The 12,327-nt window shown below is 62.9% G+C and carries 11 protein-coding genes and 1 pseudogene; 5 read left to right on the top strand and 7 right to left on the bottom strand.

Annotation, left to right across the window (positions count from 1 at the left end):
- Nucleotides 1-35 precede the first annotated feature (35 nt).
- From CCX87_RS04890 to CCX87_RS04875, 4 genes and pseudogenes are all read right to left on the bottom strand, one after another.
- A complete protein-coding gene (locus tag CCX87_RS04890) occupies nucleotides 36-1,394 on the bottom strand; it encodes a tyrosine-type recombinase/integrase (RefSeq protein ID WP_011806458.1) in 1,359 nt (452 codons plus the stop codon).
- Nucleotides 1,395-2,270: 876 nt separating this feature from the next.
- Complete coding sequence (locus CCX87_RS04885) at nucleotides 2,271-2,582, bottom strand: HigA family addiction module antitoxin (RefSeq protein WP_087744230.1); 312 nt, start codon at nucleotides 2,580-2,582, stop codon at nucleotides 2,271-2,273.
- A gap of 16 nt (nucleotides 2,583-2,598) precedes the next feature.
- A complete protein-coding gene (locus tag CCX87_RS04880) occupies nucleotides 2,599-2,877 on the bottom strand; it encodes a type II toxin-antitoxin system RelE/ParE family toxin (protein ID WP_087744229.1) in 279 nt (92 codons plus the stop codon).
- Nucleotides 2,874-3,161: pseudogene (locus CCX87_RS04875) on the bottom strand (hypothetical protein); the annotation flags it as partial. The gene CCX87_RS04880 and the pseudogene CCX87_RS04875, both read right to left, overlap by 4 nt.
- 115 nt (nucleotides 3,162-3,276) lie before the next feature.
- Between CCX87_RS04875 and CCX87_RS04870 the strand changes: the two are divergent.
- A complete protein-coding gene (locus CCX87_RS04870; RefSeq protein WP_087744227.1) occupies nucleotides 3,277-4,509 on the top strand; it encodes a multidrug effflux MFS transporter in 1,233 nt (410 codons plus the stop codon).
- Nucleotides 4,510-4,619: 110 nt separating this feature from the next.
- Nucleotides 4,620-5,804 (top strand): HD-GYP domain-containing protein, encoded by a 1,185-nt coding sequence (locus tag CCX87_RS04865; protein WP_232476487.1) that lies wholly within the window; start codon nucleotides 4,620-4,622, stop codon nucleotides 5,802-5,804.
- A 70-nt stretch (nucleotides 5,805-5,874) separates the two neighbouring features.
- On the opposite strand, the gene CCX87_RS04860 is transcribed toward CCX87_RS04865, so the two are convergent.
- Both CCX87_RS04860 and orn read right to left on the bottom strand, forming a co-directional pair.
- Nucleotides 5,875-7,740, bottom strand: a complete 1,866-nt coding sequence (locus tag CCX87_RS04860) for a DEAD/DEAH box helicase (protein ID WP_087744225.1) — start codon at nucleotides 7,738-7,740, stop codon at nucleotides 5,875-5,877.
- A gap of 316 nt (nucleotides 7,741-8,056) precedes the next feature.
- Nucleotides 8,057-8,635: an oligoribonuclease gene (gene orn, locus CCX87_RS04855; RefSeq protein WP_087748185.1), complete on the bottom strand. Its 579-nt coding sequence runs from the start codon at nucleotides 8,633-8,635 to the stop codon at nucleotides 8,057-8,059.
- Nucleotides 8,636-8,673: 38 nt separating this feature from the next.
- Between orn and CCX87_RS04850 the strand changes: the two genes are divergently transcribed.
- From CCX87_RS04850 to rsgA, 3 genes are read left to right on the top strand one after another with little or no spacing between them, the layout of a single operon-like run.
- Nucleotides 8,674-9,981 (top strand): M48 family metallopeptidase, encoded by a 1,308-nt coding sequence (locus tag CCX87_RS04850; RefSeq protein WP_087744223.1) that lies wholly within the window; start codon nucleotides 8,674-8,676, stop codon nucleotides 9,979-9,981.
- A complete protein-coding gene (locus tag CCX87_RS04845; protein WP_086913114.1) occupies nucleotides 9,978-10,313 on the top strand; it encodes a 4a-hydroxytetrahydrobiopterin dehydratase in 336 nt (111 codons plus the stop codon). Before CCX87_RS04850 ends, CCX87_RS04845 begins: the two co-directional genes overlap by 4 nt.
- 18 nt (nucleotides 10,314-10,331) lie before the next feature.
- Nucleotides 10,332-11,276 carry a ribosome small subunit-dependent GTPase A gene (gene rsgA, locus CCX87_RS04840; RefSeq protein ID WP_086913115.1) on the top strand — a complete coding sequence of 315 codons (945 nt, stop codon included), beginning with the start codon at nucleotides 10,332-10,334 and terminating at the stop codon, nucleotides 11,274-11,276.
- Nucleotides 11,277-11,318: 42 nt separating this feature from the next.
- Here the strand turns inward: rsgA and CCX87_RS04835 are convergent, their stop codons facing one another.
- Complete coding sequence (locus CCX87_RS04835) at nucleotides 11,319-12,305, bottom strand: CobD/CbiB family protein (RefSeq protein WP_087744221.1); 987 nt, start codon at nucleotides 12,303-12,305, stop codon at nucleotides 11,319-11,321.
- Between the last annotated feature and the right edge of the window lie 22 nt (nucleotides 12,306-12,327).

The raw sequence follows: 12,327 nt of genomic DNA, 5'->3' as shown, positions 1-12,327 counted from the left end.
TTTAGATTGCAAGGATTATTTGTAGTTGCGTTATTTCAGACGGCCACCACACGCAGCGCACCGGGCGCGGCCTTGGCATCAAACACAATCCCGGCCTGTTCCAAAATCCACGCCTCTATGCGCTCATGGTGTACGCGCAGCAGGTCTAGCGGGCGCACGGTGTAGTGCTTTTCAGCGGTTGCGCTGGGCTTGTGGCCCATGATTTGAGCCACCACACCGGCGGGAATTTCGAGCCACTCCGTCAGGCTCTTGAATGACCTGCGCAGCCCATGCAAGGTAAGCCCCTCGATACCAGCCACGGCGCACGCAGCAGTATGCGGGGCTCTCGGGATGCTCAGGGTCTGCCCTTCGGTGTCCTTGCCCCGTGCGGTGCTGGGAAACACCCAGTCACTGCGGCGCGGCAGCGAGTGCAGCAGGTGCGACACATAGGGCGTCAGGGGTATCACGCGCTCGCCTTCCACCTTGTCCCGGATGGTCAACCCTTTCCACTTGGTGTTGACATCCTCCCAGCGCAGCCCCAGCACCTCGCCCGGCCTTGCACCAGTCAGCACCAGCACTTGCAGGTAGGCGGCTGCAATGGGGTTTTGAATCTGTTGCACGGCGGTAAACCACGCGGGTAGCTGCTCTTTCAGCAGTGCATCCTGCTTCACACCGGCCTTGCCCAATGCCTCGCGGGCCTTCTTGGTCTTGGCAGGGTTCACGCTGGGCATCGCTGGCGCATATTCCGACTGTTCTGCGCACCAGCTCAAAAAGGCTTTCAGGCAGCGCCATGCCAGCCGGGCGGATGTTGGGCGGGTCTGTGCCTCGCGTGCGGCCCATGCCTCGATAACGGGCGCGGTCAGGTCACGCAGCGCAAGCCCCATCAGCGGATGCAACGGCCCGGCCACAGTCACGCCACGGCCACGGGTGCCACGCTTGGAAACCTCGCCCCCGACTTGAACCAGCTTCACATGGTCGGCATGGTGCCGCGCTCCCCAGTGCGGGCGGCGGGCCTCAAGGTACAGGGCCCACACCTCACCCACGGTAACGGCTTGGACGGCTGCGGTCGCCTTGGCTGCGGCCTTGTCTGCCTGTTGCTGGCGCTCTATCTCTCGGGGGTCTTGCCCGTTATCCAGCACCACGGCAAGGCGGCGGGCTTCGGTGCGGGCCTGTTCAATGCTCCACAGCTTCACGTCCCCAATGGTGCGGCGGATGGTTTGCCGGTCTAGCTTGGCCTCATAGACAAAAGACTTCGCACCAGCAGCGGTTACACGTACACGCAGGCCGGGCGCTTCGCTGTCTCGCATGAATGCCTGTTGCTTGCCAGCGGGGCAGGCCAGGCGGTCGATTGCGCCAGCAGTCAGGTTGATGCGCTCGGCAATGTCTGGCGTGTCTGTCTTTTTTGGGCGGGCCATGTTGTTGCTCCGGTTGGCTTTGGCTACACGGGCAGTCCATGTAGCCACCATGTAGCCACCATGTAGCCAAAAACCCCATATTTTGGGGAATATCAATCAACGCTTATGCTGTGTTCTTACCCAGTACATCAGCCGTAAGTTGTTGATTTATATTGATTCTATCAGTACCAATCAACACGGCCAAATATATATTTACTCCGACTCTTAATCCGTAGGTCGAGTGCTCGAGTCACTCAGGACCCACCAAGCTAGCCCGCATGGGCACACGAAACCATGCTATCAAACCGGTAGCATGGTTTTTTGTTTTGGGTTTTCGCTCGTCCGATGCAAGGGCGGATGTAAGCGAATTTCGGGAATCGAGCCCCAGCACCAGCACCCCAAAAGCCCCACGGCGGGGGCTGGGGTGGTGGTTTACGGTGCCAGCACGTTAAACACGGCGGTGCTGTTGAACGTCCGTTGAATGAGCGTTGCGAAGGCCCTCTGAAGGGGTGGAACGGTTGCAGGGGTATGCCGTGGCATCGTTTGCTCATGCCGTGGCAATGCCGGGTGCTGGGGCACGGCATCTGTGTGATTCACACAGATAGCGGCGCATCTTGAGAATTCCCAAGATAGACGCACGGGGTGGAGTCCGACTCCACTCCAGGCAGGACGCTCCCCACGGCTGAGGGGGCTCCCATACGCCTCGGTCATCAATCGTCCAATACCGGCTTTCAGGGCATGGCAGTAGCATCGCTTCCGCATGACTGCGGTTGTACGGTTTGTCTGTTGACACAGCGGCATCCCCCGATGCACCCCGGTATCAGGAGCCCCAGCAGACCAGCGGGGGGACTGGCTTATCGGCAGGATTGCGGCCCGGCCTAGCTGGGGCGAAAACGGTCACGCCATCGCTGGCGCAGGTTGGACGTGCATAGGCGCGTCTTTGAAACGCTGTGCGGCCTGCCACATGTCGTAGGCACTTTGCTCTGCCAGCCACACACGGGCATCACCACCACGCTCCGGCCCTAGCCACGCCTCTATGCGCAGGGCCATTTCTGGGGAGACAGCAGCGCGGCCATTGAGCACACGCGACAAGGTCACGCGGGACACGTCCAACTGCTGGGCGGCCTGGGTCACACTCAGCCCCAGCGCGGGCAAAACATCATCGCGCAGCGCCAGGCCAGGGTGCGGGGGGTTAAACATGCGTGCCATCGTTGCTTCTCCTGTCTCAGTGGTAGTCCTGATAGTCCACCAGTACGGCATTCACGCCTTCAAAGGCGAAGGTCATGCGCCAATTGCCATTCACGGACACCGACCAATGCCCGGCAAGGTTGCCATGCAGCGAGTGCAGGCCCCAGCCGGGCAGGTTCATATCCTGGGGCTGTTGCGCTTGGTCGAGTCGGGCCAGTTGCCGGGCCAGCTTGGGCGCATGGGCGGCCTGAATGCCCGCCTTGGTGCCTCGCTCGAAAAAGGCTTGCAGCCCCTTGTGACGGAATGACTTAATCACGGGTTGATTGTAGCGCGTGGCGATACGAAATGCTTGTCACCCAGCCACCATGCGCAGAGCACCGGGCGCGGCTGGGCATCAAACACAATCCCGGCCTGCTCCAGAACCCTCGCCTCGATGCGCTCATGGTGCACGCGCAGCAGGTCTAGCGGGCGCACGGTGTAATGCTTTTCAGCGGTTGCGCTGGGCTTGCGTCCCATGATTTGAGCGACCACGCCAGCGGGAATATCGAGCCACTCCGTCAGGCTTTTGAAACTGCGGCGCAGGCCATGCAAGGTAAGCGCGTTCATTGGCCTCTGGCTTGCCTGCCGGCGCCACGGGAAAGGGCTCGTCCATAATGGACCTGGCCTCGGCGCCGCTTCTGGCGCACTACTTCATTTCCTCCCTTCAACCATTCTCATGAATCCACACGCCCACCTGCTATGGCCCGCACCCCGGTGGGCGCTGGCCGTGCTGCTGGCCTTGCTGGGCATGCTGGGGCCCTTTTCGATCGACACCTACCTTCCCGGGTTCTCGGGCATTGCCATTGCTCTGGGCGCCACCCCGGTGGAGATGCAGCAGACCCTGTCCGCCTATTTGTTCGGCTTTGCCTTCATGAATCTCTTTCATGGCGCGCTGGCAGACAGCTTTGGCCGCAGACCCGTTGTGCTGACGGGTATTGCCATCTTCACCATCGCATCGGCTGGGTGTGCACTCTCCCAGAGCATTGCGCAACTGGTGTTCTTTCGCGCCTTGCAGGGCCTTTCCACCGGCGCAGGCATTGTGGTGTCACGCGCCGTCATCCGTGACATGTTCCCGCCTGCCCAGGCACAGCAGGTCATGAGTCAGGTCACCATCTACTTTGGTGTTGCGCCGGCCCTTGCACCCATCGTGGGCGGCTGGCTTTTTGTGCATCTGGGCTGGAACAGCATTTTTTGGTTCCTGACGCTGGTGGGCGTGGCACTCTGGATCGCCAATCTGCGCTTCCTGCCAGAGACGCTGCAAGCGAGCCATCGCCAGCCCTTCAACATACCGCACCTTCTTCGAGGCTACTGGGAGCTGGGGTCGAGCATGCGCTTTCTCCTGCTGGCCTTCGCCAGCGGGGTGCCGTTCAATGGCATGTTCCTGTATGTACTGGCAGCCCCGGCTTTTCTGAGTGACCACCTGAGGCTTGCACCCACGCAGTTTTTCTGGTTCTTTAGCCTGACCATCTGCGGCATCATGGGTGGCGCGTGGCTAAGCGGTCGGCTGGCCGGGCGCATTGCGCCCAAGCGGCAGGTCCGGCATGGTTTCGTGATCATGTGCGTGGTGGCGGTTGCCAACGTGATCGCCAATGCATTGTTTACAGCGCATGCCAGCTGGGCACTGCTCCCCATTGCCGTTTTCGCTTTTGGCTGGGCACTGATGGTGCCAGTGGTGACCTTGCTGGTGCTGGACCTGTACCCGCAGCGGCGCGGCATGGCGTCGTCGCTGCAGGCGTTCGTCGGCTCCGCTGCCAACGGCGTGGTGGCCGGCGTGGTGGCCCCGCTGGTCATGCACTCCACGGTTTGGCTAGCGGTGGCATCGTTCTTGATGATGGGCGTGGGCATGCTGGCCTGGATCTACCTGCACCATCGCTGGCCCGAGATCGGACGCATCTCCGCCCGTGCCTGACGACGGTGCCACGGCCAATCGTCGGCCACTCTGCAACAATCGTTGGGAGAGACACCACACCGATGTGAAAGATTGACGACACAGATGACGCGATCAACCAAGGGCCGGCCGTGCAATTATTGAAACTGGTGGAGTCCGAAATCCAGATGGACGCTCCGCTACCGTGGAACGTTCGCAATCATGATTGCACGCTGCTTCTCGCACGCGGGCATGTCATCAGCAGCGAGACCCAAATGCAGGCACTGCTAGAGCGTGGCATGTACGTGGACCTGGAGGAAAAGAGGGCGGTAGAAGCCCTTGCTTCGCCCAAGCCTGCGCCCACCAAGAGCATCTATGTGCACTGGACGGATGCCATCGACACCCTGGAGTCGCTGCTGCACAACCTGCCAGATGCACCTGACTTCCTTGCAAAGATAGATGCACTGGCCCAGGAGTTGATCACATTGGCGGAACTGGATGCCGACATTGCCATCTTCATGGCCGTCCGCCAGGACCAGGCAAGACACCTGCGGTACGGCTTCAGCCACAGCGTCTACACCGCGCTGCTGACCATCCTCATGGCACAACGCATGGAATGGACTACTGCAAACATTCGCCTCGTCACGCTGGCCGCGCTCACCATGAATGCCAGCATCGCCGACCTGCAGGGCCAGATGGCGAGCCAAGACTACCCCATGCTGGATCGACAGCGCGCCCAACTGCGCGCCCATCCCTTCGACAGCGCTGCATTGCTCGTCCAGGCGGGCATCACCGACACCCAATGGCTGAATGCGGTGCGCCAGCACCATGAACAAGCCAATGGCAAAGGCTACCCCACCGGCACCACACAAATCAGTGAACTGGCGCAGATGCTGCGCATGGCCGATGTTTTCATGGCGCGCATCAGCCCCCGCGTGATCCGTCCGCCGATGAGCGTCCAGGATGCCGCCCGCCAGATGTTTCGGGACGACAAGGGGGGAGCGATGTCGTCCGCCATCATCAAGGTGTTGGGGATTTACCCGCCGGGGAATCTGGTGAAACTTGCATCCGGAGAGCTGGGCGTGGTGATGCGCCGCGGCGCAGAAGCCCGCACACCTCTGGTGGCAGCCGTTACCGATGCACAGGGACGAAGCGTCACCACCACCCTGCACCGCAACACTGCCGAACCTGCCTTTGCCATCACCGGCCCCGCAACAAACGACAAAAACCTGCTGGCGCGAGTGCCGCCCGAGCGGCTGTATGGCTATGCCCAGAGGGTGCCCAGCGGCCCTGACCCGAGCACGCATCGGAGGGACGGCAGCACCCATGACGGATAAAAAAGGGCTGGCTCCTTACGGAACCAGCCCTTTTCAACGTGTCAGTGAGGCCTGAGCAGTCGTTGATGACTCAGCGTGCAGGGCGCGCAGGGCGCTTGCGGGCATCATGGGGCACAAATGGCTTGCCGCCACCAGCACCAGCTGGCTTGGAGAAAGCGGGCTTGCGGGGAGCGAAGTCGCCGCGCGGTGCGCCCGCATCGCCACGGGGAGCGAAACCACCCCGGCCAGCGTCGCCAAAGCCGGGCTTGCGGCCATAGGAGTCGCCATCACGGCGGAGAGCAAAACCACGATCACCGCCGCGGTCGTCACGGCCAGCGAAACCGCCACCTTCAGCACGGGCAGGAGCGCCGCGGTTATCGCGACCGGCAAAGCCGCCGCCAAAACCACCACCGAAGCCGCCACGGTCATTGCCACCACGGGCAGGGCCGCCAAACTTGCGCTCACGGCTATCGCGGTCGTAGCCACCACCACCTGCGCGACCACGGCCGCCAAAGTCACCACCGCGGGGGGCCTGGGGTGGGCGCGCCGACGGCTCCATGCCCGGAATCACTTCGGCCTTGAACTGCTGGCGGCTGTACGACTCAATGTCGTAGATCTTGCGGCGATCGCGGAACTCGGCAAAGGTGATGGCCAGACCATCGCGGCCCGCACGGCCGGTGCGGCCGATGCGGTGGGTGTAATCCTCGGCCTTCATGGGCAGGCCAAAGTTGAACACGTGGGTGATGGTGGGCACGTCAATACCACGTGCCGCCACATCGGTTGCCACCAGGATCTGCACCTGACCGGCGCGCAGTGCCATCAAACGGCGGTTGCGCAGGCCCTGGCTCAGGGCACCGTGCAGCGCCACGGCCGAGAAGCCTTCTTGCTGCAGGTCGTTGGCCAGGCCGTCGCACTCCACCTGGGTGCTGGCGAAAACGATGGCCTGGTTGATCGTGGTGTCACGCAGCCAGTGGTCCAGCATCTTGCGCTTGTGTTGGGCGTTGTCGGCCCAGTACAGCATCTGCTTGATGTTGGCGTGCTTCTCTTGCGGAGAATCGATGGTCACCTTTTGCACCGACGAACCACCGTCGTGCATCACACGCATGGCCAATTGCTGGATGCGTGGCGCGAACGTGGCGCTGAACATCATGGTCTGCTTGCGCTGGCTGGTCAGCTGGTTCAGCTCGGCCAGGTCGTCCGAGAAGCCCAGGTCGAGCATACGGTCGGCTTCGTCCACAACCAGGAACTGCACCTTGTCGAGCTTGATCTGCATTGAACGCTGCAGGTCCAGCAGGCGGCCAGGCGTGGCCACTACGAGGTCGGCGTTCTGCAGCTTGGCGATCTGCAACTGGTAGGGCATGCCGCCCACCACGTTGGCCACGCGCAGGCCACGGCAATGCTTGACCAGGTCGATGGCGTCGTGTGCGACCTGTTGCGCCAGCTCACGCGTGGGGCACAGGATCAGGGCGCCGGGGGTGGCGGCCTTGAAGTTGCGCGAGCTGGTAGGGTCCTTGCGCTTGGCGCGCTTGGGAGCGGGTTCGCCACGGGCAGCGGCCTCGGCCACGGAGCGGTCGAACGCAGCGCGTTCTTCAGCTTCGGCGGCCGCCTGCTGGTTGATCAGCGTATTGAGCACCGGCAGCAGGAAGGCGGCGGTCTTGCCGCTGCCGGTCTGGCTGGAGACCATCAGGTCGATGAAGTGCTTGGCATCCGCGCCAGCGCCCATGGCCAGGGGGATGGCCTTGAGCTGCACGCTGGTCGGCTGGGTGTAGCCCAGATCGGCCACGGCTTGCACCAGTTCGGGGGCCAAGCCCAGTTCGATGAAGCCATTGGGCTCGGCAGTGACTGCCTCGCTGGTGGATTCCACAGAAGATTCAAGGGTGGACTGCACGGAAATATCGGCAGCAATAGAAGTGTCTGCAGGCGCGAAATCGCCCTGCACCAAAGAGGTGTCGGTCATGAATTTTTCTCTCACGAAGACGGTCGCAAGCGCAGCCTGCGATGGCTTCGTCAATGGTTAAAAAACATCAACCATCAAACGAAGCCTGCATGCGCTCTGGGCGGATGCTGGTGGGCGTTGTTCGCCAGTCCTGCGCTGTCTGAGACAGCCGGCTGGCAAGCCCGGTGTGTGAGGGGAGATGCACAATCTGCGTACAGTTTCCTGCGCAGCTCGCAATTATGGCACGGATAGGGGTTTCCCCGCAAGCCCCTACTCCTAACATACCGCCATGACAGAGGATTGAAGTCCGCCGCGGCAACGCGGCGTCCAGCCACCATCAAACCGACAGCAGCTGCTTGCGATAGTGCGCCAGCTCGTCAATGCTTTCATGCACATCGGCCAGCGCCGTGTGCTTTTGCGCCTTTTTGAAGCTGCTGTAGGCCTCGGGCTTCCAGCGTTTGGCAAGCTCCTTGAGAGTGCTCACGTCCACATTGCGGTAGTGAAAGAAACGCTCCAGCCTGGGCATATAGCGCACCAGAAAGCGCCGGTCCTGGCCAATGCTGTTGCCACACATGGGCGCGACCCCCTTGGGCACGTAACGGGCCAGAAAATCCAGTATCTGCTGCTCGGCCTCGGCCTCGGTCACCGTGGAGGCTTTGACCTTGTCGATCAGGCCGCTACGGCCATGCGTGCCCTTGTTCCAGGCGTCCATCTTGTCCAGCAGTTCATCCGCCTGGTGAATGGCCAGCACCGGGCCTTCGATGCGGGGCTCCAATTGGGGGCCGGTCACGATCACGGCAATTTCCAACAGGCGGTCGGTATCGGGCTCCAGGCCGGTCATCTCGCAATCCAGCCAGACCAGGTTCTGGTCCGATTTGGAAAGCACGGGGGGTACGGGGTTGTTGGCTTCAGACATGGCGGGCATTGTCGCTGATGGCCTAAACTCGCCCCCACATGCCCATTTCCGACGCCGTTTCGCCCTCCACCGCCCTCACACTCGCCTTTGCTGCGGTGATCTGTGCCGGCCTGTTGCTCAAGTTCTGGCTGGCTTCGCGCCAGATTCGCCATGTGGCCCAGCACCGGTCCAGCGTGCCCGAGGCCTTTGCCACGCGCATTGCGCTGGCCGCCCACCAGAAGGCTGCCGACTACACCATCACCAAGGCCCGTTTCAGTCTGCTGGAGATGGCGCTGGGCGCCGCCGTCTTGCTCGGCTGGACACTGCTGGGCGGGCTGGATGTCCTGAACCGGGCCCTGCTGGACGCCCTGGGCGGCGGCATGTGGCAGCAACTGGCCTTGCTGGCCGCGTTCGTGGTCATCAGCGCCGCCATCGACCTGCCGGTAACGCTGTACCAGACCTTCGTGATCGAGCAGCGTTTCGGCTTCAACAAGATGACGCCCGCACTGTGGCTGGCCGATCTGGCCAAGTCCGCCCTCGTGGGCACCCTGATTGGCCTGCCCGTTGCGGCGCTGATCCTGTGGTTGATGGGGGCGGCTGGCCCGCTGTGGTGGCTGTGGGCCTGGTGCTTCTGGATGGGATTCAACCTGCTGCTGATGGTGATCTATCCCACCTTCATCGCGCCGCTGTTCAACAAGTTCCAGCCACTTGCAGATGAATCGCTCAAGGCCCGCGTCACGGCGCTGATGCAGCGTTGCGGCTTTGCGGCCAAGGGGCTGTTCGTGATGGATGGCAGCCGCCGCAGCGCCCACGCCAATGCCTATTTCACGGGCTTTGGCGCCGCCAAGCGCGTTGTTTTCTACGACACCCTGCTGCGCCAACTCTCGCCGGGCGAAGTCGAAGCCGTGCTGGCCCATGAGCTGGGGCACTTCAAGCACCGCCACATTCTCAAGCGCGTGGTAAGTCTGTTTGCCCTGAGCCTGGCCGGCTTTGCCCTGCTGGGCTGGCTGTCCGCCCAGGTGTGGTTCTACACCGGGCTGGGAGTGCGCCCCAACATTTCGCTGGACCTGACCGTAGCCCCGGCGCCCAATGATGCGCTGGCCCTGCTGCTTTTCCTGCTGGCCGTGCCTGTTTTCACGCTGTTCATTGCGCCCCTGTTTGCCCAGCTGTCGCGCCGCCACGAGTTTGAAGCCGACGCGTATGCCGTGGCCCAGGCCAACGGGGGCGACCTCGCTGCGGCGCTGCTCAAGCTCTACGAAGACAACGCCTCCACGCTCACCCCCGACCCGGTGTATGTGAAGTTCTACTATTCGCACCCGCCCGCTTCCGAGCGGCTGGCGCGCATGCCATCACCCGCCCAACCATGACCACGATGTTGAAGAAAAAAGACTGGTTAGCGCACACTCGCCGTGCGCTGACAGCTACAGAAATAGTAGCAAATCTGGCCAAGATCGAAGGCTGGTCGCTGGCTGGCGATGGCGCCCAGGTGGCCATCGAAAAGACCTTCCATTTCGCCAATTACTACGAAACCATTTCGTTCGTGAATGCCGTGGCCTTTGTTGCCAATGCACAAGACCACCACCCCGACCTGTCGGTGCACTACAACCGCTGTGTGGTGCGCCTGAACACGCACGACGTGCAGGGCATCTCCGCCACCGACTTCGATTGCGCGTCCCGGTTCGACGCCCTGCTGGCATGAGCATCGCCGCCCGCCCCCATGACTGAACGCAGCGCCCTGATGGAAGGTTTCGTCGTGGCCGGCCACGGGCGCCACTGCATGGTGGAGACCGCCGACGGGCAGCGCCGCATCTGCCATCCGCGGGGCAAGAAGAGCCAGGCCGTGGTGGGCGACAGGGTGCTGTGGCAGGCCCCTCCCAAGGGACAGGGCGAGGAAGGCACCATCGAAAAAGTGCTGGAGCGGCGCAACCTGTTCTACCGCCAGGACGAGATCCGCACCAAGTCCTTCGCCGCCAATCTCGACCAGATCCTGATCCTGATCGCCGCCGAACCGGTGTTCTCGGAAAGCCAGCTGGCCCGCGCGTTGATCGCGGCCGAGGCTGCCGGCATCCAGCCGCTGATTGCACTCAACAAGAGCGACCTGGTGGAGCCCTTTGCCCGCGCCTGGGAGCGCCTGCTGCCCTACCGCCACATGGGCGGCGGGCACCACTATGGCGTGCTGCCGCTGTCGCTCTCGCTGTCGGGCGACGTGGACCGCGCGCTGCTGATGCAGCACCTGCAAGGCAAGACCACGCTGGTGCTGGGGCCCTCGGGATCGGGCAAGAGCACGCTGATCAACCTGCTGGTGCCCGGCGCCACCGTGCTGACGGGCGAAATTTCACAGGCTCTGAACTCGGGCAAGCACACTACCACCAGCACCAACTGGTACTGGGTGGACAGCGCCCGCACCACGGCCCTGATTGATTCGCCAGGTTTTCAGGAGTTTGGCCTGCAGCACATCGCCCCGATGCAGCTGGCCTCCTGCATGCCCGACATCGCTGCCCACGCCACGGACTGCAAGTTCTACAACTGCACCCATCTGCACGAACCGGGCTGCGGCGTACTCAATGCGCTCCAAAATGGCTCTGGCGCAGATGGAATAAGCGCAAGTCGCTATCGAATTTATAGCGACCTGTTTGCCGAATTGAGTCACACCCGCTACTGACCCACTACCACATCGGCCACACGGCCGTGGAAAGCCGGCCGATCAGCCGAGCAAACGCGCCAGGGTCAACAGCGCCAGCAGCAGCATCCACACCACCACGGAGCGCCAGACGAGGCCCACCACGCTGCGCAGATGCCCCACCTCGGGCTCGCGGCCGGGGGTGCTGTCGCTGTCGCCCATGTCGGCCTCGATTTCCAGCCCCTGCGGTGTCTGCAGATCGGCGCGGGCACGCAGGGCCTCGCCACCCAGCCGCACGTTGATCGCGCCCGCCGTGGCGGCCAGCACCACGCCGTCGTTGTCATTGGGAAAGCGCTGCGCATGAAAGCGCCAGCCTTCAATGGCCTCTTCAAAGCTGCCCACCACCGCGAAGCTCAAGGCGGTCATGCGCGTGGGCAGCCAGTCCATCAGGGTCCAGGCCCGGGCCGAGGCGCGGCGCAACGCCGGGCTGGCCAGTTGAGCGCCCGTGCGCTCCTTGTACTGCCAATAGCGCGAAACAAATTCGGCCATCCGGTACAGCACCGCGCCGGTGGGCCCCAGGCCCAGCGCCGCCAGCACAGAAAACCACGCCAGCACGCCAAACACATGGCGGTGTGCCGACAGCACGGAATACTCAATCACATGGCGCACGATCTCGCTGCGTGGCAGCGCACCGACGTCCACCTGCTGCCAGTCAGCCAGACGCTCGCGCGCGCGGTCTTCATCGCCTTCTTCAAGCGCATCGCGAATGCCGGTGAAATGGTGGCTGAACTGGCGAAACCCCAGGGTGACATACAGCACCGCCACGCTCCAGACCACCGCAAACGGCCAGCCCAGTGCCAGCATCAGCAGCCAGTGCATACCCAGGGTGACCAGGGCGGGAACGATGACCGCGAGGCTCCAGGCCACCCAGCCGTGGTGAGGCTTGCCCGCGTCGAAATTGCGGCTGACCGATAAGGCCCACGCCCGCAGTCCCGCATGTATGGGGTTGGTGCGGGCCAGGGGACGGGCCTGCTCGATCAGCAGCGCGAACAGGATGGCGAAGAAGCTCATGGAGGGCAATGATACTGGCGTG

This window comes from Acidovorax sp. T1 (assembly GCF_002176815.1).
In the GTDB taxonomy this organism is placed as follows: Bacteria; Pseudomonadota; Gammaproteobacteria; order Burkholderiales; family Burkholderiaceae_C; genus Acidovorax.
Note: the sequence above shows the minus strand (reverse complement) of the source record. Positions and strands in the feature narration are given on the sequence as shown.